At 51.9% G+C, this 24,635-nt stretch carries 29 protein-coding genes; 5 read left to right on the top strand and 24 right to left on the bottom strand.

Annotated elements, in window-relative coordinates; genetic code table 11:
* Positions 1 to 108 precede the first annotated feature (108 nt).
* From sigF to PCH05_RS13310, 11 genes are all read right to left on the bottom strand, one after another.
* Complete coding sequence (gene sigF, locus PCH05_RS13260) at positions 109 to 864, bottom strand: RNA polymerase sporulation sigma factor SigF (RefSeq protein WP_127602879.1); 756 nt, start codon at positions 862 to 864, stop codon at positions 109 to 111.
* Between the two features lie 12 nt (positions 865 to 876).
* Complete coding sequence (gene spoIIAB, locus PCH05_RS13265; RefSeq protein WP_127602880.1) at positions 877 to 1,338, bottom strand: anti-sigma F factor; 462 nt, start codon at positions 1,336 to 1,338, stop codon at positions 877 to 879.
* Positions 1,335 to 1,688: an anti-sigma F factor antagonist gene (gene spoIIAA, locus PCH05_RS13270; protein WP_127602881.1), complete on the bottom strand. Its 354-nt coding sequence runs from the start codon at positions 1,686 to 1,688 to the stop codon at positions 1,335 to 1,337. Before spoIIAA ends, spoIIAB begins: the two co-directional genes overlap by 4 nt.
* A gap of 91 nt (positions 1,689 to 1,779) precedes the next feature.
* Complete coding sequence (locus PCH05_RS13275) at positions 1,780 to 2,958, bottom strand: D-alanyl-D-alanine carboxypeptidase family protein (RefSeq protein ID WP_127602882.1); 1,179 nt, start codon at positions 2,956 to 2,958, stop codon at positions 1,780 to 1,782.
* A gap of 233 nt (positions 2,959 to 3,191) precedes the next feature.
* Positions 3,192 to 4,016, bottom strand: a complete 825-nt coding sequence (locus tag PCH05_RS13280; RefSeq protein WP_127602883.1) for a purine-nucleoside phosphorylase — start codon at positions 4,014 to 4,016, stop codon at positions 3,192 to 3,194.
* The gene (gene xerD / locus PCH05_RS13285; RefSeq protein WP_127602884.1) at positions 4,003 to 4,938 is read right to left on the bottom strand and encodes a site-specific tyrosine recombinase XerD; all 936 of its coding nucleotides are present in this window, start codon (positions 4,936 to 4,938) and stop codon (positions 4,003 to 4,005) included. The genes PCH05_RS13280 and xerD overlap by 14 nt, the downstream gene beginning before the upstream one ends.
* Before the next feature lie 83 nt (positions 4,939 to 5,021).
* Entirely contained in the window at positions 5,022 to 5,309 is a 288-nt protein-coding gene (locus PCH05_RS13290) for a DUF4227 family protein (RefSeq protein WP_307719538.1), read from the bottom strand.
* Positions 5,310 to 5,432: 123 nt separating this feature from the next.
* Positions 5,433 to 5,912 (bottom strand): ferric iron uptake transcriptional regulator, encoded by a 480-nt coding sequence (gene fur / locus PCH05_RS13295; RefSeq protein WP_127602886.1) that lies wholly within the window; start codon positions 5,910 to 5,912, stop codon positions 5,433 to 5,435.
* Positions 5,913 to 6,004: 92 nt separating this feature from the next.
* A complete protein-coding gene (gene spoIIM, locus PCH05_RS13300) occupies positions 6,005 to 6,655 on the bottom strand; it encodes a stage II sporulation protein M (RefSeq protein WP_127602887.1) in 651 nt (216 codons plus the stop codon).
* 65 nt (positions 6,656 to 6,720) lie between these two features.
* Entirely contained in the window at positions 6,721 to 7,944 is a 1,224-nt protein-coding gene (locus PCH05_RS13305; protein ID WP_127602888.1) for an endonuclease Q family protein, read from the bottom strand.
* Complete coding sequence (locus PCH05_RS13310) at positions 7,941 to 8,513, bottom strand: NUDIX hydrolase (protein ID WP_127602889.1); 573 nt, start codon at positions 8,511 to 8,513, stop codon at positions 7,941 to 7,943. The genes PCH05_RS13305 and PCH05_RS13310 overlap by 4 nt, the downstream gene beginning before the upstream one ends.
* A gap of 98 nt (positions 8,514 to 8,611) precedes the next feature.
* Between PCH05_RS13310 and mciZ the strand changes: the two genes are divergently transcribed.
* Positions 8,612 to 8,761: a Z-ring formation inhibitor MciZ gene (mciZ, locus tag PCH05_RS13315; protein WP_127602890.1), complete on the top strand. Its 150-nt coding sequence runs from the start codon at positions 8,612 to 8,614 to the stop codon at positions 8,759 to 8,761.
* 141 nt (positions 8,762 to 8,902) lie between these two features.
* On the top strand, positions 8,903 to 10,129 hold the full coding sequence (locus PCH05_RS13320) for a tetratricopeptide repeat protein (RefSeq protein WP_127602891.1): 1,227 nt from the start codon (positions 8,903 to 8,905) through the stop codon (positions 10,127 to 10,129).
* A 74-nt stretch (positions 10,130 to 10,203) separates the two neighbouring features.
* On the opposite strand, the gene PCH05_RS13325 is transcribed toward PCH05_RS13320, so the two are convergent.
* Positions 10,204 to 11,328: a M20/M25/M40 family metallo-hydrolase gene (locus tag PCH05_RS13325; protein WP_127602892.1), complete on the bottom strand. Its 1,125-nt coding sequence runs from the start codon at positions 11,326 to 11,328 to the stop codon at positions 10,204 to 10,206.
* Positions 11,329 to 11,431: 103 nt separating this feature from the next.
* On the opposite strand from PCH05_RS13325, the gene prli42 reads away from it, so the two are divergent.
* A complete protein-coding gene (gene prli42, locus PCH05_RS13330; RefSeq protein WP_127602893.1) occupies positions 11,432 to 11,533 on the top strand; it encodes a stressosome-associated protein Prli42 in 102 nt (33 codons plus the stop codon).
* Position 11,534: 1 nt separating this feature from the next.
* Here the strand turns inward: prli42 and lipB are convergent, their stop codons facing one another.
* From lipB to lpdA, 5 genes are all read right to left on the bottom strand, one after another.
* Positions 11,535 to 12,233: a lipoyl(octanoyl) transferase LipB gene (lipB, locus tag PCH05_RS13335; RefSeq protein WP_127602894.1), complete on the bottom strand. Its 699-nt coding sequence runs from the start codon at positions 12,231 to 12,233 to the stop codon at positions 11,535 to 11,537.
* Between the two features lie 33 nt (positions 12,234 to 12,266).
* Complete coding sequence (locus PCH05_RS13340; protein ID WP_127602895.1) at positions 12,267 to 13,622, bottom strand: dihydrolipoamide acetyltransferase family protein; 1,356 nt, start codon at positions 13,620 to 13,622, stop codon at positions 12,267 to 12,269.
* A 20-nt stretch (positions 13,623 to 13,642) separates the two neighbouring features.
* The gene (locus PCH05_RS13345; protein WP_127602896.1) at positions 13,643 to 14,629 is read right to left on the bottom strand and encodes an alpha-ketoacid dehydrogenase subunit beta; all 987 of its coding nucleotides are present in this window, start codon (positions 14,627 to 14,629) and stop codon (positions 13,643 to 13,645) included.
* Complete coding sequence (locus PCH05_RS13350; protein ID WP_127602897.1) at positions 14,620 to 15,660, bottom strand: thiamine pyrophosphate-dependent dehydrogenase E1 component subunit alpha; 1,041 nt, start codon at positions 15,658 to 15,660, stop codon at positions 14,620 to 14,622. The genes PCH05_RS13345 and PCH05_RS13350 overlap by 10 nt, the downstream gene beginning before the upstream one ends.
* Before the next feature lie 155 nt (positions 15,661 to 15,815).
* Positions 15,816 to 17,237, bottom strand: a complete 1,422-nt coding sequence (gene lpdA / locus PCH05_RS13355) for a dihydrolipoyl dehydrogenase (RefSeq protein ID WP_127602898.1) — start codon at positions 17,235 to 17,237, stop codon at positions 15,816 to 15,818.
* Positions 17,238 to 17,439: 202 nt separating this feature from the next.
* On the opposite strand from lpdA, the gene PCH05_RS13360 reads away from it, so the two are divergent.
* Positions 17,440 to 17,742 carry a DUF2627 domain-containing protein gene (locus tag PCH05_RS13360; protein WP_127602899.1) on the top strand — a complete coding sequence of 101 codons (303 nt, stop codon included), beginning with the start codon at positions 17,440 to 17,442 and terminating at the stop codon, positions 17,740 to 17,742.
* Positions 17,743 to 17,786: 44 nt separating this feature from the next.
* Here the strand turns inward: PCH05_RS13360 and PCH05_RS13365 are convergent, their stop codons facing one another.
* Entirely contained in the window at positions 17,787 to 18,125 is a 339-nt protein-coding gene (locus PCH05_RS13365; protein ID WP_127602900.1) for a hypothetical protein, read from the bottom strand.
* A gap of 95 nt (positions 18,126 to 18,220) precedes the next feature.
* Positions 18,221 to 18,433: a hypothetical protein gene (locus PCH05_RS13370; RefSeq protein WP_127602901.1), complete on the bottom strand. Its 213-nt coding sequence runs from the start codon at positions 18,431 to 18,433 to the stop codon at positions 18,221 to 18,223.
* 179 nt (positions 18,434 to 18,612) lie between these two features.
* On the opposite strand from PCH05_RS13370, the gene PCH05_RS13375 reads away from it, so the two are divergent.
* A complete protein-coding gene (locus PCH05_RS13375) occupies positions 18,613 to 19,203 on the top strand; it encodes a thymidine kinase (protein ID WP_127602902.1) in 591 nt (196 codons plus the stop codon).
* A gap of 128 nt (positions 19,204 to 19,331) precedes the next feature.
* Here the strand turns inward: PCH05_RS13375 and iolB are convergent, their stop codons facing one another.
* From iolB to iolC, 5 genes are read right to left on the bottom strand one after another with little or no spacing between them, the layout of a single operon-like run.
* Positions 19,332 to 20,141: a 5-deoxy-glucuronate isomerase gene (gene iolB / locus PCH05_RS13380; RefSeq protein WP_127602903.1), complete on the bottom strand. Its 810-nt coding sequence runs from the start codon at positions 20,139 to 20,141 to the stop codon at positions 19,332 to 19,334.
* Between the two features lie 27 nt (positions 20,142 to 20,168).
* Positions 20,169 to 21,215, bottom strand: coding sequence for an inositol 2-dehydrogenase (iolG, locus tag PCH05_RS13385; protein WP_127602904.1), 1,047 nt, complete (start codon positions 21,213 to 21,215; stop codon positions 20,169 to 20,171).
* Entirely contained in the window at positions 21,203 to 22,090 is an 888-nt protein-coding gene (fba, locus tag PCH05_RS13390; protein WP_127602905.1) for a class II fructose-1,6-bisphosphate aldolase, read from the bottom strand. Before fba ends, iolG begins: the two co-directional genes overlap by 13 nt.
* Before the next feature lie 46 nt (positions 22,091 to 22,136).
* Complete coding sequence (locus tag PCH05_RS13395; RefSeq protein ID WP_127602906.1) at positions 22,137 to 23,582, bottom strand: CoA-acylating methylmalonate-semialdehyde dehydrogenase; 1,446 nt, start codon at positions 23,580 to 23,582, stop codon at positions 22,137 to 22,139.
* A gap of 48 nt (positions 23,583 to 23,630) precedes the next feature.
* Positions 23,631 to 24,635 (bottom strand): 5-dehydro-2-deoxygluconokinase, encoded by a 1,005-nt coding sequence (iolC, locus tag PCH05_RS13400; protein ID WP_127602907.1) that lies wholly within the window; start codon positions 24,633 to 24,635, stop codon positions 23,631 to 23,633.

Below are 24,635 nucleotides of genomic sequence, written 5' to 3' on the forward strand. Positions count from 1 at the left end.
CTGAAGTTTTTCTTGGGATTATAGAATGGTTCAACTTCGCTGAAATTTATAAATTCTGTAATCATAAAAAAAGGAACGGATAAGGAAATTTCCTTATCCGTTCCTTCTTCACTGCGCGATCTGATCGCGGATCAGCTGCAATATTTTCTTTTCCAGACGCGATACCTGCACCTGGGATATGCCAAGCCGTGATGCGACCTCCGATTGCGTCTGATCCCGGTAATACCTGAGGTATACGATCAGCTTTTCCCGTTCGGAAAGTCCGTCGATCGCCTCGTTCAAAGCGAGTTTGTCAAACCAGCGCTCCTGGGAGTCATCCGCAATCTGATCCATCAGGGTGATCGGATCGCCATCATTTTCGAATACCGTTTCATGAATCGAGGTCGGGGGCTTGTTCGCCTCCTGGGCAAACACAACCTCCTCTGGAGTTACGCCCAGCTCGTCAGCTACCTCCTTAATCGTAGGCAGCCGGTCGAGATGCTTCGAGAGCTCGTCCTTCTTCTTGCGGACCTTGTTGGCCATCTCCTTCAGGGAGCGGCTGACCTTGAGCGTGCCGTCATCGCGCAGGAACCGCTGGATTTCCCCGATGATCATCGGAACGGCATAGGTGGAAAATTTAACGTCATAGCTCAAATCGAATTTATCAACAGACTTCAGCAGACCGATACAGCCGATCTGAAACAGATCCTCCGGCTCATAGCCGCGGTTCATGAACCTTTGTACAACGGACCAGACGAGACGGATGTTGCAGTTTACCAGCGTATCGCGGGCCATGCTGTCTCCGGTCTGGCTCAGTGCGATCAGACGTTTGACTTCCGCATCTTCCAGATAGGTCTGCGAAGGTTTTTTCACATCAGCATCCATGGCGCCCAACCCCTAATTATACAAAGCTTTCTTGGATTCAATCCTTTTCTTCATCCTGATCGATGTACCGGAGCCGGGTTCGCTGGAAACTTCAAATTCGTCCATGAAGTTCTCCATGATCGTAAAGCCCATACCCGATCTCTCCAGTTCAGGCTTTGACGTGTACAGTGGCTGACGGGCCAGATCCAAATCCTCAATGCCCGCTCCCTTGTCTTCAACCGTAATGGTAACCGTATCTCCGACGATCTCGGCGGTAATGGTCACTTTACCATCCGGATCACTGTTATAGCCGTGAATGATGCTGTTCGTGACCGCTTCGGAAATGACCGTTTTCAGGTCGCTCAGCTCATCCATAGTCGGATCAAGCTGGGAAATGAAAGCCGCGACGGTAACCCGCGCAAACGATTCGTTTTCCGATTTGGCTGCAAATTGGAGCGTCATGAAATTGCGCTGCAAAGCTTGTTCCTCCTTCATGACACAACCTCCAGTCCCGAGAGCGCTTGACCCTCGTTATCATAAATAGGCATGATCTTGAACAGCCCGGACATGTCCAGCAGACGATAGACCGCTTCATTCACATCGCATACCGCCATCTTGCCGCCCTTGCTTTTGATCAGCTTGTAGCGTCCCAGAATCACGCCCAATCCGGAACTATCCATAAACTGCAAGTCCTTGAAACTAAGAACCAAATGCTCCGTTTGTCCTCTCTGGATGGATTCATCCAGCTGTAAACGGACATGATCGGCGGTATGATGGTCCAATTCGCCGGATAGACGCACAATCAGTGTTTTGCGATGATGCTCCATTTCCACTTTCAGATTCACGCCTGCTCACTCTCCTTCCTGTCTTGCACAAGGATTTCTACGCAGTAAAATGAGATTCCTGCCCCCCGACAAAACTAGAAGAAAACCGCTATCAATCTACAAGAAACAATTTGGCCGTCGTCCGCTTGAACAGCTTCCACCAGCTTGCCTTTCCGATTTGTTCCGGAGATTTGAGCTCGAATTCCTTGAGAACTTTGTCGCCCTGGTAAACAACCAGCTTACCGAGCACTTGGCCGGCCTGAACCGGAGCTTGAATTTCTTTCGGCACCTGCAGCTCGTGACGGACGCCTTCGGCTTTAGCATTTTTCTTCAGCAGCACGCTGTAATTCTGACCTGCGCTCAGCGTTAATTCCTTCACATTGCCTTTATTGACTTTGACCGTTCCGATCGGATCTCCCGGCTTGAATATCGTATGTGTCGTGTACTGCGCAAACATATAGTCGAACATTTTCGCCACTTCTTCATTGCGCGTTTTCGTATTAGGCTCGCCCAGCACCACGGCTACGGCTCTTAAATTACCGTTAACCGCCGTAGCGGAAAGACAGAATTTCGCTTCCGAGGTATAGCCTGTTTTCAATCCGTCCGCGCCCGTATAGAAACGCACCAGCTTATTCGTATTGACGAGCCAGAAAGGCTTCTGCGTATTTTTGCGCAGATAATCCTGATAGGACCCCGTATATTTGGTAATGTCCTTATGCTTTAACAGCTCCCGGCTGATGACCGCTATATCATGGGCGGATGAATAATGATTCTCCGCAGGCAAGCCGTTACAGTTGGCAAAATGGGTGTCGGTGAGCCCAAGCTCCTTCGCTTTGTCATTCATCATCTGCACGAAGGCTTCTTCGGTTCCCCCGATTTTCTCGGCCATCGCGACGGAAGCATCGTTACCGGATGCCATCGCGATTCCTTTCAGCATTTCATTGACGGACATTTCCTCGCCCGGTTCCAGAAAAATTTGCGAGCCCCCCATCGATGCGGCATATTCGCTGGTGCGGACCATATCGGTCAGCTTCAGCTTGCCTGAGTCGATTGCCTCCATGGTGAGCAGCATGGTCATGATCTTGGTGATGCTGGCTGGCGGCAGTTTATCATGGCTGTTTTTTTCATAAATGATCGTTCCGGTATCCGCATCCATAAGAATGGCGGACTTCGCATTCGCCGCGAGCTCCGCCCCGGCCTGTTTAGCCTTTTCCTCTGCAGACCCCGTCTGCGGAAATGCGGCAGCCGTTAAGCAAAAAGCGAGCACAACTGCCAATAGCGTCTTTCTCAAAATAAGTCCCCTCCTGACCTCTGGTCATTAGTGATATGAGAATCTGCAGGTAGGCCAGAGTTGCCCATGTGCTTCTCCGGTTTGCAAATTCTGATATTGCTGCTGTTTTCCAGTGTCGGCAGGTTGACAGAAAAATATTCCATGAAACCCGAGCGTATTCAGGAAAATTTCGGAAAACAAAAAAAATCCACAGGTCAATGACCTGTGGATCTCACGCGCTTAAGCTCGCTTCATTACATATTCGGGATGACGGCGAGCACCAGGCTCAAAAATTTCTCGCGTACGCGGTCTGTCGTTTCCATGACTTCGTCATGCGAGAGTGGCTGATCCAGGATGCCGGCAGCCATGTTGCTGATGCAGGAAATGCCAAGCACCTCAATACCTGCATGGCGTGCCACGATTGTTTCCGAAACCGTCGACATTCCAACGGCGTCAGCGCCCAGTGTACGAAGCATCCGAATTTCTGCAGGTGTTTCATACGTCGGTCCGAGCAGGCCTGCATACACGCCTTCCTGGACTTTAATACCCTTGGACTCCGCCGTGTCTTTGAGGAGCTTGCGCAGACGGCGGCTGTAGCCCTCGGACATATCCGGGAATCGAACCCCGAGCGCGGAGTCATTCGGACCTACCAGCGGATTTTTACCTGTCAGGTTCAAGTGATCGGATATCACCATAAGGTCGCCCGGCTCATAGGAGATGTTTACGCCTCCGGCGGCATTCGTAACGAGCAGGCTTGTAACACCCAGTTCTTTCATTACACGGACCGGGAACGCGGTCACTTCAGGGCCGTATCCTTCATACATATGGAAGCGGCCTTTCATCATGACAACGGCACGGCCTTCAATGTTGCCGAGCAGAAGCTCTCCGTCATGTCCTTCTACAGTGGACACCGGAAAATGGGGGATATCCTGATACGGAATCGAAATCCCGTCCTGAATGAGGTCCGCAAGGATCCCGAGACCGGAGCCGAGAATGAGGCCTACCTCCGGTTTCACTCCTGTTTTGCCTTGAATATAAGCTGCTGCCTCTTGAATGACTGTCTGATTAATCGTTGTCATGTGAAGATCTCTCCTTCAATTGGGTTGAATGCATGCGCTCCCGCGGATGATGGCTCTCATAAACTTCCTTCATTGCTTTTTTCGTCAAGGCGCCATAGAGGGGTGAGGCGGAGATGTCAGTATACCCCAGCATTTCCTGTACCGACCGGATATCCGCACCGTCCTCCAGCAAATGGGCCGCGAACGAATGGCGCAGCGTATGCGGAGTAATTTCTCCGTTGATGCCGGACTCTGCGGCGTATTTTTTTAATATTTTCCAAAAACCCTGTCGGGTTAATCGGGACCCCAGATTGTTGATGAACAGGCTCTTCTCCTGTTCTTCTCGAAGCAGCTTCGGACGCATGCGTGTGATGTAAATCTCCACGGATTCCGCCGAAATGCGGCTGATCGGAAGGACCCGCTCTTTGCCCGAACTGCTTGTACAGCGGATAAATTTCATATCCGGATTTACGTCTCCCAGGTTCAGTGCCATCAGCTCGGACACCTTCATGCCTGTGGCGTACAGCAGCTCCAGCATCGCTTTATCCCTCATACCGGGCGCGGTCGTAATATCCGGAGCCGCAAGAAGACGTTCCACCTGCTCGACTGTCAGCACCTGCGGAACTTTCTTCTCCAGTTTCGGCGTTTCCATATACAGTGTCGGGTCCTGCTCCAGCAAAGATTCCTTGACCATGTAATGAAAAAAAGAACGCAGCGATACCAGCTTCCGCGTCACCGTCGATGCTGCGAAGCCATGCCCTTTCATATCGTTCATGTACATGGAAATATGCAACTTCTTGATTTGGTCTGCCGACTCAATCCCCTGCTCCTCCAAAAACCCGAAAAATTGCAGCAGGTCGCGCTCATAGGATTCGAGCGTATTACGCGACAGCCCCTTCTCATCACCGATATAACGAATGAAGGATTGAACGTACTGCATCATAAGTTGAAAAAGCTCCTTCGGATAGATTCGCTGATCCTTACATCAATTCGACAAGAAACTCCATATCCCTGCCTGCTGCCCCACTATTCACCGTACCAGTAGAAAAACCGCAGTCTGTCTCCCATCATCTCGCCGGTCCGGGCCTTGTCTGAAGGCTGGAACGCCTTCACTGCATGTCCCTCCGGGATCCGGTAATGATCGACCGGAGTAATCCATGCGCCGATCATGCCAAACAGCTGGTACAGCGCATAGGTAAGCGCCGCAAACACAATCAGAAACTTCAAGGACGACAAGCATCTCCGCACAGATATGATCACATTATCACGCTCCCGGCAAATAGAATGCAGCCGGCTTGCGGCCAGCATCCTCATTATTCCCAGCTTATGAACCGGGATCGGGTTATATGACAAGCCTGTCTTGAAGTCACCAAAAAAGCCCTCTCCGACAGAAATGCCGGCGAGAGCTTGTGATCTTGGAGGATCATATTCGATTGTTTAATGATCCGACTTCTTGTCATCGCTGCGCTGACTTTCTTCCTTATCCTTACAGCGGTAACAAATCCCATGGAAATCAAGTCGGTGATCGGAAACCGTAAAATTAAACTCGCGTTCCAGCCGCTCTTCAAGCGGTCCCAGCCAGTCCTCGCGGATTTCATCCATGCTGCCGCATTTCACGCAGATCAGATGATGATGGTGGTGTTTTGCGGTATCAGTCCGCAAGTCATATCTTGCAACGCCATCGCCGAAATTAATCTTTTCCACGACATGCAGTTCGCTGAGCAGCTCAAGGGTACGGTATACGGTAGCCAGACCGATTTCAGGAGCCTTTTCTTTGACGAGCATGAAAACATCCTCTGCACTGAGGTGGTCTTCTTCATTCTCGAGCAAAACTCTGACGGTAGCTTCCCGCTGGGGTGTCAGTTTATAGCCCTGGGATTGCAATTGTTGTTTGATTTTATCGATCCGCGCTTCCATTTTCTCCCTCCCCACAGGAAAATCACTGCACCTTTGCTATATCACATCTTTCATTATAGGGGGAGTTACGCCGCAAAGTCAAACGATTTTACTTACATCCCGGGCAGTCCGGCGGTTTGCAGCAGCGTCGGTGTAACCCATCTCATCATGGCCGGAGTCACCCAGGTTTCAAACGAGGAAATGCCCAGCATGATCAGACACATGACCAGCGTTAAACCGACATAAGACGCGAATGGACGCACCACGTTGACACGATTATGCATCATGACCCTGTTTTTGATCACATGCAGCGAGAAGGCGATGGCAGATACGCTGGAAACGATCAGCACCGGAATGATAATCAGATTCGGCGGAGCGACGGTTACAAGCGCAAAAAGCAGGCCTTTCCATGAAAATTGACCCACCAGGTACCCGACCGCAAATCCGACCAAAACGCCCTTCAAGAAATCTAAAATAAGAATTCCGGGCAGACCGATGACAGAGAGTCCCAGAAACCAGATTAAACCGACCCACTTCAAATGCAGCCCCGCGATATTCCAGAACGAATCTGCTGCCACCGTCCCGGTTTCGCTTTGATCAACGGTAAGGAAAAAATTTTGAAGATACCGTCCCAAATCCTGCTGCTGTTCGAGCGACAACGCATTCACCATAAGCGCCCCGAAGATGACTCCGACGAGAAACAGCACGGCAACGAAAATATAAAGAATCGTCTGCTCCTTCAAGGTATGGCGGAAAGTTCGCATACAGGATTCCCCCTTCCTATCACATACCTCTACTCTATGAAGACAAGCTCCAAACTATGCCCTTGTCACTCGCTTGGTGCTGCGACCTTCCCGTACGTGCCGCCCCCACCGGAAACGAGAGACAGCGTGCCGTTTCTTGCCTGGATGATCTGACCGGCCATGCTCTTCCCGACGACCTCCGAAAGCTCCGCCTCGTCGGCTTGATGCAGGATAGACATTTCCGTTCCAAAACGGGCGAGCAGCTTCTCCATCGTCGCTTTTCCAAGACCCGGAATAAATTCCAGCGGAACTTGATAATGATAGGCCGGGCGATGGGAGGGCATCTCGGAATCCTTTCGGTCAGCGATATCCAATATCCGGTCGAGAACCCCCAGTACCTTTTTGGATCCGCCGCAGTACGGGCACACGCCGGTGATCACCTCGGCTTGATCCAAAATGCGGCTGCAGCCGAGACAGTATGTGCGGTGGTATTTTCCCAGACGGGGGTTCAACCCGTAATTGGCTGTCACCGCCCGTCCCTCAGAACGTTCAAGGGCCAGCATAAGCTCCTTAAAGCTGGGCTCACTCATTCGAATGCGGTTGTATTCCCTGCCGATCTTGCCTAGAGAATGGGCATCCGAATTCGTTACGAAGGTGTATCGGTCAAGCTCGGAAAGATGCCCTGCCATGTCGGAATCGGCGCTGAGCCCAAGCTCAACGGCGCTGATCATGGACAAGTCCAGCACTTCAGACATCTTCGGGGTCACGTTGCCATATAGGCCTTTGTGAGGCGTAAAGACATGCGCAGGAATCAGGATCCCGCCCCGAGCGTATATTTCCTCCTGCAGCTGACGCCCAGGCACGTAAATCCGCTGGGAGCTGAGATTCACATTTTTCATATGCTTGGACATCCACGCCGTAAAATGCTGCATGACCTTCAGGCTCGGAAAATAGGCGAGCAGATGCGCAGCGCCCTTGCCTTCTTCATAAATTTCGATTTCGCTCCCCAGCAAAATCGTCGTCCCCCGGTAGGAGATCCCTCCATCCGCAATCTCGGTCATTTCCCCGTTATGCAGGCAGTCCATAATGTCCTTTTGCACTTCCGGCGAATGGCAGTCGATGATGCCGACCAGATCGATGCCTTTGCGCTCTGCTGCCTCCCTGGCAATATTCGCGAAGGTCAAATCCTTGCTGCCGCTGATTTTAACGGCCTGTCCGGAAGTGGATCTCCCAATGTGAATGTGCAGATCGGCATAAAATTCGTTCAGAGCAAAGCCTTCTGTATATGGTTTGGTCAACGGCCGGTTCATAATCCGAATGTCCCTGTCGCCAGTTTCAGCTTCCAAGCATAAATGGCCATCACCGTCTTGGCATCACTGATTCGTCCGGAACGGACCGCTTCTTCCGCTTCCTCCAGGGTCAGCTCATACACTTCAAGAAACTCATCCTCGTCGGGAGCGGCATCGCCGCTGGCCAAATCCTCCGCGACATACAAATGTATGATCTCATTCGCAAAACCCGGAGACGTATAGAAGGAATGTAAAAGTCGAATGCTGCTGCATACATACCCGGTCTCTTCTTGCAATTCCCGTTTTGCTGCCTCAAGAGGATTCTCATCCTTTTCAAGCTTTCCAGCCGGAATTTCCAGCCCGCAGCGGCCCATGGCCTGCCGGAACTGATCCACCATTACGATTTTATCTCCATGAACGGCAAGTACAGCCACGGCTCCCGGATGCTTGATGATTTCTCGGGTGGCGGTACTTCCATCGGGCAGCTTTACCGTATCGATTTGCAAGGAAATGATTTTCCCGTCGAATACGGGCTTGGTCGAGACTGTCACTTCGTCAAGTTTTGAATTCTGGTTCGAAATAGGTTTCAACGTCTCATCTCTCCTTCATTTTAAAAACGTGCATGTTTGTCCATGCTGATACATATGGTGTTATTATAACAAACTTCAAGCTGAAAGAAGGGAAGCGAATGAAGAGCTATCGTACGAAAACCTCTTTTCATATGACTGGGAAGGCATGGCAAATTCGAATCATGCTGAAGCAATGGATGCAGGAAACAGAACCGCTCACTCCGCTGGCACAAATTCTGAAGGACTCCAAAGGAAACGAAAGAGGCTAAACTGCGACTTTAATCCCTAATCCATAAGAAAATTCTCAAAAAATGTGAGAAATGTCACGCTTTTTTGGATTTTTATATTTTTTCTTTCGCTTCCTATAACTCTGAACAGATAAAGTTGTTATATATAGCGGAGGGTTCATTATGAACAAAGGTCATTTATCTTTATTGCTAAAATCCCAGCCCGAATCTTCTACATTACATTATAAATTAGGAATATGGTACCGCTCCCGCGGTATGATGGACGAGGCCGCTGCAAGCCTGGAGCAAGCCCTGTCTTACGCATCCCGGAGTCCTGAAGGCAGCAAGGAGCATACCTTTGATGAACCCTTGTGCTGGCTGGAATACGGCAAGCAGCTCCGGCTGCTCGGCCAATCCTCCCAAGCCGCAGCGGCATTCGAGCAGTGCTTGAACCATAACGGCTACATCATTGAGGCTCTGGTGGAAATCGGAGACATGCTCTACCGGGCCGGAATGACTGATGATGATTTGACCCTCAGGCTTACTGCCATCGCATCCGCGTCAATCCAGAATCATGCCATCCCCGTAGCGGAGGCTCTCAGGTTACTTGGAGCTTATCATGCAGCCACTGAAATCTACGCTGCCAGCATGCAGTCGAAAGGCTGGACAGAAAACAATTTAGTCCATTATATCCTTTGTCTTATTTACATAAACCAATTCAAGGAAGCGCTCGCCTTATTATCAAGGAAAGCGATTCATCAGGAGCGCGTTCTTCTGATGACCGCCCAGCATATCATCCGGGTTACAGAAGTTATCAATGTATGCAAATGCTGCCTATACGGTATGAACGGAGGAAACGGCATGCCAGCTTTGTCACGGTATGAAGCCTTAGAAACAGCCAAAACAGCCATCGCACTTGGAAAAATCGATGAAGCTCTCGCCATCTTGTCCAGTCCTACCCCACACGAGTACAATGAATTGATATATACCTTGTATCAGCAAGGTTATCGTGAATTGGCCGCGAATCGGATCGCGGAAATGGATCAGCTTCCGCTTTACGAGCGTAGTCAGATCTCCCTCGACCTTTGTTTCATCGCTGCGGAAATTCAGTACGATACCGGTAAATACGAGGAAGCCGCCGCCATCTTCGAAGCGATATACAGTACGGATCCCAATCATTCACCAGCTAGATTCGGCGCAGCTTCCTGCTATCTGCAGCAGACCCATCGATCTCTGATCTCCAAGATGGAAAGCTGCGTGATCGGCAGCGAAACGTTCATGAAAATCGACCGCTATCTCAGCAACATTACCCGCGCACTCCACATCCTTAACATTACGCAGTGGCATACGGAATGGACGCCTGCCCAGCAGCGCAATCACCAGGCTACCTCTGCCGCCATGTTACATTAATAAGCATGAAAAAGGCTATTCTCAGCCGGCTTTACATGGGCCGCCTGAGAATAGCCTATTATTGTATTTCAGTTTTATTTCGTTGTCTCGCGAATGATGCTGATGATCATTTCCGCTGCTTTTGCCATATCTACCGCGCGAATCCGTTCTTTCGTCGTGTGAATATCTTCATAGCCGAGCGCCAAATTGACTGTAGGGACGCCCATGCCGTTGAAAATATTCGCATCGCTTCCCCCGCCGGAATGGAACGTCCGGCTGCTGAGGCCGATGCTTCGAATCGCACGCTGAGCCAGTTGAACGACCTCGTCATCCTCGCCAAAGTTAAATGCAGGATACACGATTTCACTGATAAACTCGCATTTTGCCCCGCATTCCGAAGCGGCGCTTTCCAGCGCTTCCCGCATATGCTCGATCTGCCGCTCTACTTTATCCTGAACAATGCTGCGCGCTTCCGCATCAAGCTCAACGTAATCGCATACCACGTTCGTGGCGCCGCCCCCGGCAAATTTACCGATGTTGGCGGTCGTCTCATGGTCCAACCGGCCGAGCTTCATCCGTGAAATCGCTTTGGAAGCAACCTGGATCGCGCTGATTCCGTCTTCGGGATTCACGCCGGCATGGGCGGACTTGCCGAAAATCTTCATTTTCATTTTAGCCTGGGTGGGTGCCGCAACCGCGATGGCGCCGATTTCTCCATTGGAATCGATGGCGTAACCAAGCTCCGCGTCCAGGTATTTCGGATCCATGCAGCGTGCTCCCAGCAATCCGGATTCCTCGCCTACTGTAATGACGAATTGGATCTGACCATGCTCAATCTGATGTTCCTTCAGCACTTTAATGGCTTCGAACAACACCGCAATCCCGGCCTTATCGTCAGAACCAAGGATCGTCGTGCCGTCGCTCGTAATCCAGCCGTCCTCGTGAAGCGTAGGCTTGATTCCTTTACCCGGTGCTACCGTATCCATATGGCAGGTGAAAAACAGCTTCGGTGCCGTACTTCCCGCCTTGCCTTCCATCGTCACGATCAAATTTCCCGCGCCGTGCCCCGTTCTTTCCTTGGAGTCATCTTCCATCACATGGAGACCCAAATCACCGAATTTCTTCTTCAACAAGGCAGAGATTTCTTCCTCATGCCCTGTTTCGCTGTCTACCTGTACCAGCTCCATAAATTCTTCCACTAAACGGTCTTGTCTGATCATTGGACTTTCCTCTCTCTCCTGGTTAAGTTACAATAAACATAGCAGTCTGCCCAACAGAATTCATTACTGCACCCATAAATCTTAAATCTGAAAAGGAGAAGCTATGCAAAATAAGAAATGGTTCCGTGTTTTTGTTTACCTGATGCTGATCGCCATGTTCGGTTCCGTTATTTTCGGAGTCGTTGAATCCCTGATCGCCCGCTGATTCAGCGGGCCGTTTCATTTATCGGGTCTTTCACTGCCTCAAATCCGAAAATGTCGGTAAAGAACGGTACAATTTCCTCCGCCACTTGCTCTACGGTAAACGTCATGCCGGTGCACTCCTCGAGCGAGGTGACCCCATACTCCTGGATGCCGCAAGGAATAATTCCTTTAAAGCCCTGCTCTCCGATCCCTGCCTTGATATTGAAAGCAAATCCGTGACTTGTCACGAATGCGCGCCGGCTTCGGCATTTATTAAATTTCACTCCGATAGCGCACACCTTCAGATCACCGACCCACACGCCCGTATATTCCGGCTTACGACCCGCCTCGATGCCGTAGTGCCCCAAGTAATTGATCACGACCTGCTCCAAATCGCGCAAATAGGCGTGCAAATCCAGTCCCGCCCCCTCCAACATAAGCAAAGGGTATCCGACCAACTGCCCGGGCCCATGGTATGTAATGTCGCCGCCACGGTCAATCTCAAACAAACCGATGCCCTGCTCCTCCAGCTGTTCCTTGCTTAATAGCAGATGCTCAGGATGCCGCTGTGAACCAATGGTGTAGGTTGGCGGATGCTGCAAGAGCAGCAGGGTATCCTGCTGCTCTCCAAGGTCAATGCTTTTTACGATCGATTTTTGCAAATCCCAAGCTGCATCATAGCCCATCATCGGCGTATACGAAACATGAAGTGCTTTGCTCATAAATGATTCACGCCCTCTCCAGATGATGAATGATTAATATACTTTGGTATCCAGCGTATAGGCTTCGATATTCTCCTTCACCCGCTGCAGGAAGCGTCCGCAGATCACCCCGTCGAGAATCCGATGATCCAGAGACAGACAGATGTTGGCCATGGAGCGGACCGCAATCATGTCATTGATGACGACCGGCTTCTTCACAATCGATTCGAACGTCAGAATCGCGGCCTGTGGATAGTTGATAATCGGATAAGAGAGAATCGATCCGAAGGAACCCGTATTGTTCACGGTAAAAGTACCGCCCTGCATGTCGTCAAGCTTCAGCTTGCCTTGCCGGGTTTTGTTCGCAAGCTCTTCGATCTCGCGCGCTAGTCCGGCGATGTTCTTCTGGTCCGCTCGTTGGATGACTGGCGTCATGACCGAATCCTCCGTGCCAACGGCCAGCGAGATGTTAATGTCGCGTTTGACGATAATTTTATTCACGGCCCACACAGAGTTCATGATCGGATAATCCTTGATCGCATTCACGACAGCCTTCAGGAAGAATGCCAGATACGTTAAATTATACCCTTCTCTGCGCTTAAATTCATCCTTCAGCTTGTTGCGCAAAAGCACGAGGTTCGTCACATCCACTTCCACCATGGTCCACGCATGCGGAATTTCGGAAACGCTCTGACGCATGTTGGTTGCAATCGCGTTACGGATCGGCGTTACGTCGATCAGCGTTTCGCGTTCGCCCCCTCTTTCCACCTCGATCGGCGGAATTTTAGGAGATTCGGACATATGCAGTCCCGAATTTCTTTCCGGCTGCGGCGGCTTCGGAATATACTGCTCCGGCGTAACGGCAGGGTTGGCATGCGGCAGGTCCTTGAACGGAGATTTGACTTCCGAAGCGGTTCCTGCTTGCGGACGGGCAGCGCCGCCCTTTTCCACGAAAGCTAAGACATCCTTGCGGGTAATCCGTCCCCCCATACCGGTGCCCTGAATCATGCTCAAGTTGACTCCATGCTCGGCTGCCAGCGACTGAACGGCAGGTGAGTATCGGCTTCTCATCGACTGATCGCCTGTAAGTTCAGCTGCTGCATTCGTTTGCGTATCCTGCTGTGCTTGATGATGTTGGATAGGTGCTGGAGCCTGGCCTTCGACCGCCATGCGGCAGATAACCTCTCCCACCGCGACCTTCTGGCCTTCCTCAGCCACCCACTCGGCCATAACGCCGTCTATGGTGGAAGGAATTTCGGCGTTTACCTTATCGGTAACAACCTCACAGATCGGTTCATACTGCTCTACCTTGTCCCCCGGCTGCTTCAGCCACTTGGCAATCGTCGCTGAAACCAGAGATTCAGCCAGCTGCGGCATCACCACATCGGTTAAATTTTGATGTTCTGACATGTTTTCACCCCTAAGCTTCCCTAGTAGATTGCCAATTGACGCATGGCTTCTTTGACTTTGTCTTTGCTCAGCATATAGAACTTTTCCATAGGTGGACTGATCGGCATCGCCGGCACATCCGGGCTGCAGCAGCGCATGATCGGAGCGTCCAGATCAAACAGGCACTCCTCCGAAATAATGGCCGCGACTTCGGCGCCGACGCCTCCGGTTTTGTTGTCTTCATGAACGATCAGCACCTTGCCGGTCTGACGGACGGCTTCTATGATGCTGTCACGGTCGAGCGGCTGCAGCGTGCGCAGATCAAGAATATGCGCCGTGATGCCCTCTTCCTTCTCCAGCTCCTCGGCCGCCTGCAGACAGAAATGAAGCGGCATGCTGTAGCCGATCACGGTAATGTCCGCTCCCTCGCGCAGCAGATTGGCTTTTCCGATTGGTACGGTGTAATCTTCAAGGGGCACATCGCCCTGGATCATTTTGTAGCATTTTTTATTTTCGAAGAAAAGAACCGGATCCGGATCTTGAATCGCAGCCTTCAACAAGCCTTTGGCATCGTATGCCGTAAACGGAGCGACGATTTTCAGACCCGGCGTGCCGAAGAAAATCGATTCCGGACATTGGGAATGGTACAGTCCGCCGAAAATGCCGCCGCCGATCGGCGCGCGGACCACGACAGGACAACTCCAGTCATTGTTAGAGCGATAGCGGATCTTGGCCGCTTCACTAATGATTTGGTTGGTAGCCGGCAGCATGAAATCCGAATACTGCATTTCCGCGATCGGCTTCATGCCGACCATGGCAGCACCAATGGCAACACCGGCAATAGCCGACTCGGCCAGGGGTGTATCCAAGACCCGTTCTTCGCCGAACTGATCCAATAGGCCTTTGGTCGTCGTAAACACGCCGCCTTTGACACCGACGTCCTCACCAAGAACAAATACCGATTCGTCCTTCTCCATCTCTTCCTTGATGGCTAGACGAATCGCATCGATATATTCCATTACTGCCATGTGGTTTCCCCCTCTTTACGATCATCCGCGTAGACATGCAGCAGCGTATCTTCCGGTTTCGGATAAGGAGCTTTATCCGCAGATTCGGTCGCATCCTTAATTTCCAGGGATACCTGTTCCAGCAGATCCGCATCCTTGGCTTCATCCCAGATACCGCAGTTTATCAAGTAGGTTTTAAACCGGGCAATGCCGTCCTTCTTCCAGTTTTCTTCAATTTCTTCTTTGGTCCGATATGCCAAATCATTATCGGAGGTGGAATGCGGGGACAAGCGGTACATCATCGCTTCGATCAGCGTCGGTCCTTCACCGCGGATCGCCCGTTCGCGGGCTTCCTTCACCGCCTTGTATACGGCCAGCGTATCATTGCCGTCCACGCGAATGCCCGGGAATCCATATCCGAGCGCGCGGTCGCTCACCTTGCCGCTGATTTGTTTATGAAGCGGAACGGAAATCGCGTATTGGTTGTTTTCGCACATAAAGATGACAGGCAGCTTATGCACGCCGGCAAAGTTGCAGCCTTCGTGGAAATCGCCCTGGTTGCTGGAACCTTCCCCAAAGGTAACGAAGGAAACAAGCTCCTGCTTTCTCATTTTGGCAGCAAGCGCAACGCCTACCGCGTGTGGAACCTGAGTGGTGACCGGACTGGAGCCGGTCACGATACGAAGTCTTTTGGAACCGAAATGTCCTGGCATTTGACGTCCGCCGCTGTTCGGATCTTCCGCCTTCGCAAAAGCCGAAAGCATCAGTTCGCGTGCAGTCATGCCTACCGATAATACGAAACCATAGTCGCGATAATAGGGAAGGAAATAATCCTTCTCGCGGTCTAAAGCAAATGCCGCGGCTACCTGAGCGGTCTCTTGACCCACGCCCGAGACGTGGAAGTTAATTTTGCCTGCGCGCTGCAGCAGTAAGTTACGCTCATCAAACTTGCGTGCGAGCAGCATATATCTGTACATGTCAATCACTTGTCCGTTGCTGAGACCAAGCTGCTCATGTTCATGCCCTGTTCCAACAGTACCTTGTTCATTCATGCGAGGTACCTCCTTATTAATGAAGCCTTTGACCAGTTTCTTAACCTGATATTAAAACCTGGTACTAAGACTTGGGTTAACCTTATTATAATCCTTCCCGCACCAAAAAGAAAAGGAGGTTTTTCAAACTTTTCTGACGGTACCCGATCAACTGGTCACAAACCGATCGAAAGTCCATCCACCGCCAGCATGCCTTCACCAATGATTTCGGCAAGCGTCGGGTGCGGATGAACCATCTGCCCCACTTCCCATGGCGTGGCATCCAGAAGCTGCGCCAAAGCCGCTTCGCTGATTAAATCCGTCACGTGCGCACCGATCATTTGCACCCCAAGAATGTCGTTAGTCTTAGCATCAGCTACAACCTTTACGAAACCTTCCTTGCTGCCATGCACGAGCGCTTTGCCAATCGCCTGGAAAGGGAACTTGCCAACCTTGACATCCATGCCCTTTTGGCGGGCTTCTTTTTCCGTCATTCCCACGCTTGCGACCTCCGGTCTGGTATATACGCAGCGCGGAATCAGATGCTGGGCAATCGGATGAACGGCTTCACCGGCAAGATGGTTGACGGCTGCAATGCCTTCATGACTCGCCGCATGCGCCAGCTGTAATCCTCCGATGACATCGCCGATGGCATAAATATGGCCTTCTCCGGTTTGCAGATAAGGATTCACCGCGATAAAGCCGCGCTCCACGCGCACATCCGTATTCTCCAGCCCGATATTCTCCACGTTCGCCTGACGTCCAACAGACACGAGAATGCATGAAGCTGTCAGCTTCTCGCTCTTTTCTCCCTTGCGCATGTCCAGGCTGACTTGCCCCTCCTTCGCCTGATAAGTATCCGGCTGTACTGTGGATCCGGTATGGATGGCAACCCCGCGTTTAGCCAAGAGCTTCTGAAGCTCGCGAGCCACCTCTTCATCCTCGGCAGGCAAGAGCTGGTCAGCAGCTTCGACAATCGTGACCTGCACCCCGAAATCATTCAGCATGGACGCCCACTCGACGCCAATCACTCCGCCGCCGACGATGATGATGGATTCCGGAAGTGCCTCCATTTGCAGCGCGTCATCGCTTGTCAGAATATAACGACCGTCAGGCTCCAACCCCGGCAGCGTGCGCGGACGGGAGCCCGTTGCGATAATGAGGTTCGTCGCTACGACCGTCTCCATGTCGCCATCCGCCAATTCGACTGCGACGGCTCCGCTTTTCGGAGAGAAAATCGAAGGACCGGTAACGCGTCCTTTGCCCTCGAGCACTTGAATTTTATTTTTGCGCATCAAATACTGCACACCTTGATGCAACTGTTCAACGATGGCCGATTTCCGCTCCTGCACTTTCGAGAACACCAGCGTCGCTCCTTGCGTCTCAATGCCGTAGCTTTCACTATCTCGAATCTCCGCATATACTTCCGCGCTGCGCAGCAGCGATTTGCTTGGAATGCAGCCGCGGTGAAGGCAGGTCCCCCCCAGCTTGTCCGCTTCAATAATGACGACCTGCTTGCCGAGCTGTGCTGCCCGGATCGCCGCCACGTACCCACCAGTACCGCCTCCTAGAATTGCCACGTCACAAGTAATTGTCATATCCATCCCCCACATATATTTTTCATTTGATTTGATTTTATTTGCACCATAAACTCTATGTATGGTCTCACCCTTGTATCTTTTATATTGTACTCTCTTTTTCCTTCAATACAAATCTTAAGGCCTGCCGAAATGGACAGAAGTTCATGAAAACGTTATGATAGGAATAAGCAAAAAAGAACGACAGGAAGGGATTTTCCATATGAAATTAATCGTTTCCCGATTCATTGCAATCCTTATACTGGTCGTACCGGGATTGATGGCAATGACAGGGTTTTTATTTATGAAGGACGCCGTATTCGCCTTCTATTCGGTCCACGGTGATGCGAGCGTAGCCCATCCCGCATTCGGCTGGGGTCATTTTCTTCTCGGCTTGCTGCTGTTCGTGGCAGGCATGAGCTTCCTCGGCGGATGGATTCTGTACCGCGACCGCAAACGGAATTACGTTGGACCGAGGTTCAAGGAAAAGCGCAAGCCGAAGCCTCCGGCGCAGCCCACGTCATAAACACAGCAAAACCCCGCCTCAGTTTTCATATGTGGTGGGGTTTTTTAATGTTTGCGCGTCAAATGGGATTGAGACAATATCGCCAGCGGACTGATCAGATCCGGGCCGCTTGCGATGACATCCAATGGGATATCTTCTTCTTCCTCCCGCTTCTTGTTGCCCAAGACCGGCTCCTCCGTTAATGAAGTGCTGGTCAATATCACTTTCAGTTCGTTATTGCGATTGTAAAGCACGGATTCCACCACGAAAAAGCCGGAGAGAAGAGCACCCACGACAGCAATTTGCTGCGGACTTAATTCCGTAGACGTAATCGAAGCCCGAAGGGGCTTTTTTCTTGGAGGAGCTTTGTAACCGCCCTGCGGCTTTTTTCTGGGACGCCCCACTTCATCACCCCACCATATCTGATGTACTTCTGATACAGCATATAACGGGAAAGCGAAATTGGTGTATCTTAAACGGAAAATAACCTTCGTTCACACTATTCGTATAAAGCGTCCCTCAGCTTGGTGGACATCCTCGATTCCTTCGAAGAGCTTTTCAGAATGGTTCTCCGTAAAGCATGGTTCTGCTTCGTGGAATGGCTCAAATCCTCCAGCAGCTCATTTACGAGCGTTTGGATTTCCGGCGCCTTCTCCAGCTCCTTCGACAATTCGGCGATTCTTTCCTTATAATGTTCAATCTTCTCAAGCATGGTTTTAACCTCCGTCGTCCTGCATTTTCATCCCTAACCTTATCACTTTCTGTCCTTTACAGCCAGTCCGCAAATGTCTATAGCCACCCCCCACGGATTGTGGTACTCTATAAAAGTCGCCATTTTTCGTGATTCTTCATCCAGTGAAGACCTGCTTCAAGTGGGAAAGGAGCATACAAGTGAATAGAGGACGGATTACCGTGATTACGGGACCCATGTTTAGTGAAAAATCAGGTGAACTCATCCGCAGATGCCAAAAGCTGGTGCAATATGGACGGAAAAAGCTGATCGCTTACAAGCCGGCTGAGGATCAACGGTACGCAAAAGATGAAATCGTCAGCCGGATCGGTTACCGGCTGCCGGCCATTTCCATTCCGAAGCATCTCACTGACGAGCTCGTAGGCAAAATTCTCAGCGAAACATCCGATGCGGACGTCGTTGCTTTTGATGAGGTTCAATTCTTCAATAAACCGATCCTCGGTCTTGTCGAAGAGCTGGCATACCGCGGCAAGCATGTGATTGTGGACGGCTTGAACATGGATTACAGGGGCAAGGAATTCGGTTTCATCGGCGGTCTCTTGGCGATGGCCGATGACATTCAGCAGCTCACCGCCTTCTGCGCGGTTTGCGGAAGCCCCGATGCCGTCTTCACGCAACGGATCGTGAACGGCAAACCCGCGCCGCTGGGTTCGATCATTCTGATCGGGGATTCGGACGATTACGAGCCGCGCTGCCGGAACTGCTTTGTACCTCCCCATAAAGCTCAATAACAGCCGGATCGCCGGTCTGTTCTTATTTTTGAGAATTACGCAGAGAACCCCCTTCCTGTTCAGGATAGGGGTTCTCTTTTTCGTGCGTTAAGATCGAATCCAGCATGCTTTTCCCTCGGCACGATTGCTTACTTCGGGTTCATGATCCACGCATGATCCGGATCGTTGTGAAACTTCCATACCCGTTTCGGGCCGGCCATCACGTTCAAATAATATACGTCATAACCGGGTGGAGCGGATACGGGGTGATACCCCTTCGGAACCAGCACCGTCTGGCCGTCGCCTACGATCAGCGTCTCATCAAGACTCCGGTCATCCGTGTATACCCTCTGCATCGCGAAGCCCTGCTCAGGCTGAACCCGGAAGTAATAAGTCTCTTCCAGCAGTGATTCGTCAGGCAGCGCGTCGCGGTCATGTTTGTGAGGGGGATAGCTGGACCAGTGGCCCGCGGGGGTGAACACTTCCACGACAAGTAGGCTGTCCGCGGATTCGGTCTCCGGCAGAATGTTGTGTATCTTTCGTTCGAGCAAGCCATATCCCCTGACTTCCGTCCCGACATCTCCGGGTTCGATCAGACGGGCATCATGCCCTCCATGTCCGGGCGCGGCGCAGACCGCGAATTCCAGCGGCGTCAACGCCAAAACCTCAACCCTGTCGTCATTCGGCACATATACGGCATATGGCGGCAGCTGTTCGAAAACGTTCATGCGCTCCCCGATCCCAAGCCATTGCTTTTGACTCGTTGTGACATCGGCTCGGCCTTGAATCAAGACTAGGCATAACTCCTGATCCCCCGTTGTTCTACTGAATGTCTGACCTTCCGCTAACTTCACCACCTGAAAGCCCACATATGTCCATCCGGCCGTTTCCGGTGTGACCGAGAGAACGACCCCGTCTTCTTCGGGACGGGCTGCCGGATGCACGATCAGCTTTGACATCGGCCTCTCTCCTTTCCCCGTGAGGGTTCAATTCGCTGAAATACCCGCTGATTCGCTTAATGGATGAATTTCGTCGATCCGTACCGGTCTTCCATAATGCAATGACCATTTGGCCGCAAGTGCGGCCCGTTCCGCTTGAAGGCCGTCGTTTCCGTTAACGGACAGCGGCGTTTGGTTCAATATCGATTCGATAAACGCATGTACCTCATCCCGGTAAGCCTGTTCATACCGCTCAAGGAAAAAATGAAGCGGTTTGTCGCGCGTGACCCCTTCGGCCGTACTGATCACCACGGTGTTCGGATAATCATTCGTGACGGATGCATTTCCCTGAGATCCAAACACTTCAACCCTCTGGTCATAACCGTATACCGCCTGCCGGCTGTTATCAATAACGCCCAGCGCACCGTTTGCGAAGCGAAGCGTGACGATTGCCGTGTCGACATCGCCGTATTGGCTGAACAGCGGATTGATGAGCACGTTTCCGGTGGCATACACTTCTTCGATCTCGCTGCCCGAGATGAACCGGGCCATGTCAAAATCATGAATCATCATGTCCATGAATATGCCGCCCGATACTTTAACATAGTCCGGATGCGGCGGACTGGGGTCGCGCGAAGTAATTTTGATGACATGCGGATCGCCGATAGTGCCGTTCTGGACATGCTCCCTCAAACGCATGAAATTATGATCGAAGCGGCGGTTAAAGCCGACCTGCAGTTGGATGCCCGCCTGGCGGACCACCTCAAGCGCTCGGCCGGTCGAAGCCAAATCCATGCTTACCGGCTTTTCGCAAAATACATGCTTACCGGCTTGTGCCGCCTGCTCGATTAATGGAACATGCGTATCCGTGGATGAACAAATGAATACCGCGTCGATGTCCGGGCTTCCAATCAAGTCGTCGCTGTTCGCGTAAATCCGTTCAATATTCCTCGCGGAGCACCACGCCTGCAGTTCCGGACCGCAAAATAAATCGCTCATGGCAATGACCTCTACCTCGTTCATTTTCATCAAATGGTCCGCATGAATCTTGCCGATTCGGCCTGCTCCGATAATACCGACTTTTACTTTTCCCACCGCTTGCTTCCTCCCGCTTTACCTGAACTTCCGAAGAGGTTCATTTTTAATTGGACGGACTCCTTGATCGCTTTCTTGGCCGGTATGAGATATTCCCGCGGATCGTAAGTACGGGGATGTTCTTCCAGGTACTGGCGGACCGCCTCCGTAAATGCCGCTTGATTATCGGTGTTTACATTTATTTTACTGGTGCCCAGCTTGATTGCCTGCACAATTTCATTTTCAGGCAGTCCGCTGCCTCCGTGAAGCACGAGCGGCAGGCCCGTCAAGTCTCGAATCTCAGCCATTCTCTCAAAACCGAGCCGGGGCTGCCCCCGGTATGGCCCATGCACCGATCCGAGGGCCGGCGCCAGGCAATCGATCCCGGTATCCCGGGCAAGCCGGAGACATTCCTCCGGAACTGCATATTGTCCGTCTTTGTCTTCAATGACCAGATCGTCTTCCCTTCCGGTAATGCGCCCGAGCTCTGCTTCAACTGTTGCCCCTCGCGCATGGGCAGCCTTAACGACCGATTTCGTGATCTCGATATTCTGCTCCAGCGGGGCATGGGATGCATCGATCATGACCGACGTAAAGCCCGCTTTCAAGGCAAGTCCGCAGATTTCATCCGTGGATCCATGATCCAAATGCAGAGCGACGGGCACGGTGATTCGGTCATATTCCATCAAACTCCGTACGATCCCCGCAATACAGGGCAAGCCCCCCATATAAGGAATGTATGCTTCGCTGACCCCCAGGATAACCGGGGACTCCGATTCCTGGGCTGCCGTAAGAATAGCCTCGGTAAATTCGAGATTGACCAGATTAAATTGACCTATGGCATATCCGCCTGCCAAAGCATCCGACAGCATTTCCTTCATTGATACCAGTGCCATATTCGTCCTCCTACCCGTCGGGTGATTCAAGTGGGTTTACAATCATTCACCAACGGGAAGTGACCATTTTCTTCCGGGTGTAAAATTCCACGCCATCCGTTCCGTTGGCATGCAAATCGCCATAAAACGATTTCTTCCAGCCCGAGAAAGGGAAGAACGCCATCGGGGCCGGAACACCTAAATTGATCCCCAGCATGCCCGAATCGATTTCATCGCGGAACTGTTTGACGCTGCTCCCGTTCTGCGTAAACAAGCAAGCGCCATTGGCAAATTCGGAGGCATTCGCGACTTCGATCGCCTCCTCCAGCGATTCAGCGCGCATAACGGACAGGACAGGGGAAAAAATTTCATCCTTCCAGATGACCATGTTCCGCTGCACCTGGTCGAATATCGTCGGCCCGACAAAATACCCCGTCCCGCAAGCCTCCTGATCCTCACGTCCGTCGCGGATAATCCGCGCCCCTTCCTTCTCACCGATTTCGATATACGATAACGTCCGCTCCTTATGAGGACCCCGAATGACCGGACCGAGGAATACGCCTTCATCTTTCCCGTTACCAATCGTAAGAAGATCGGCTGCGGCCTTCAGCCGCTCAACCAGTTCATCGCCGATCCCGCCGACCGCCACGACCACGGAACAGGCCATACAGCGCTCGCCTGCTGAACCAAAAGCGGCATTCACGATCTCCTTGACTGCCAAATCGAGGTTCGCGTCGGGGAGAACGATGGAGTGGTTCTTGGCTCCTGCAAGCGCCTGTACCCGTTTGCCATGGGCCGTTGCCGTCTTATAAACGTATTCGGCGACGGGCTGGGAACCGACAAAGGATATCGCCTTAATGTCCGGATGCTCCAGCAAACCGTTGACGACTTCGCGCGCGCCATGGACAATGTTCAGCACCCCGTCCGGCAGGCCGGCTTGCTTAAACAGCTCTGCCAGGCGCCCTGCCAGAAGCGGTGTCCGTTCAGAAGGCTTCAGCACGAAGGTGTTGCCGCAGGCAACAGCCAGCGGAAACATCCAGCAGGGCACCATCATCGGAAAATTAAATGGCGTGATCCCTCCAATGACACCCACCGGATAACGGTACATGCCCGATTCCAGATTCGATGCGATATCGGGAATTTGTTTGCCCATCATAAGCGATGGAGCGCCAGCCGCGAATTCAACGCATTCGATACCGCGGAGGACCTCACCATAGGCCTCTCCTGTGCTTTTCCCGTTCTCCCGGGTGACGATTTCGGCAAGTTCCTCCCAATGATCGATCAACAATTGCTGGTATTTAAATAAAATCCTGGCCCGCTTGGGTACCGGCGTTCGGCTCCAGCTCGGAAACGCGGCTTTGGCGGCAGTGACGGCCCTATCCACATCCTCCTTCGTAGAGAGCGGGACGAGAGCCAATACCTCCTCTGTCGCCGGGTTATATACGGGTTCAGTGGCTGTGGCCGCAGAATCGACCCATTCACCGCCAATCCAATTTCCTAATCTATTCGTCATTGTCATGTTTCTCCTTTCCTGCCATTCATGCGCTTTCAATGATTCGGTTCATTTTACTTCTTCGCGCTTGGACTGCTCGATAAAGCGCTGCACCTGCTCTGCAGTCGGCATTGCGTCCGAGCAGCTGTGGCTGGAAATGACGATGTTCGCCGCTGCGCTTCCATGTTCCATGCTGTTCCCGATCGTCCATCCCTGCAGCATGCCGTATAGAAATCCCGCTGCATAAGCGTCGCCGGCTCCAAAGGTCTTCACGACGTTTGCCGGAAAGCTTCTTGCCCTGTGCTCGCTGCCATTCCTCGCATAGGCGATGGAGCCTTCCTTGCCATGTTTGATAATGACGATCTGAGCGGAATGATCGAACCATTTGCCTGCCGTAATCCGGTCCAGGTGAGCCGGGTTGTCCTCAAAGCGCTCCATGATATCGAACTCCTCACGGGTGCCAATGATCACATCGCATTTCTCTGCGGCCAGATTGTAATAGACGGCCGTCTCTTCCGCGGATGTCCATGTATATGGCCTGTAATCAATATCAAAAGCAATGACTACTCCATGTTTTTTGGCATACTGCAGGGCCAAGAACACGGCTTCGCGTGAAGGGCTCTTCGCAAGCGCCGTACCGGAGATCAGGAGCATTTTCGCTTGGGCGATCAGCTCTTCACGGACTTCGCCCGGCTGCAGATTCAGATCAGCCGCATGGTCGCGGTACATGAGAATACTGCAATCCGTCGGGCTTTTGATCTCGGTAAAAGCGAGACCCGTGACGGCTCCGGTCCGGTCCGTAACCACATTCGAGGTACCGATGCCATTGCGTTCCAAATACTGGACGATAAAGCGTCCCATTTGATCGTCTGAGACTTTGCCGACAAAGGCACATCTCTTGCCCAGTCTCGACATTCCTATGGTGATGTTAGCCGGAGACCCGCCGACATACTTGGTAAACGTAACGGTCTCTTCCATCGGGCGGTTAATCTCATTCGCGTTCAAATCGACGCAGAGGCGTCCGATTGCCACGAAATCAAGCGGTTTGTCGGCATGAAAAGACAGATAAGTCAT

The organism is Paenibacillus chibensis, from assembly GCF_004001045.1.
GTDB classification, from domain to species: domain Bacteria; phylum Bacillota; class Bacilli; order Paenibacillales; family Paenibacillaceae; genus Paenibacillus_AQ; species Paenibacillus_AQ chibensis.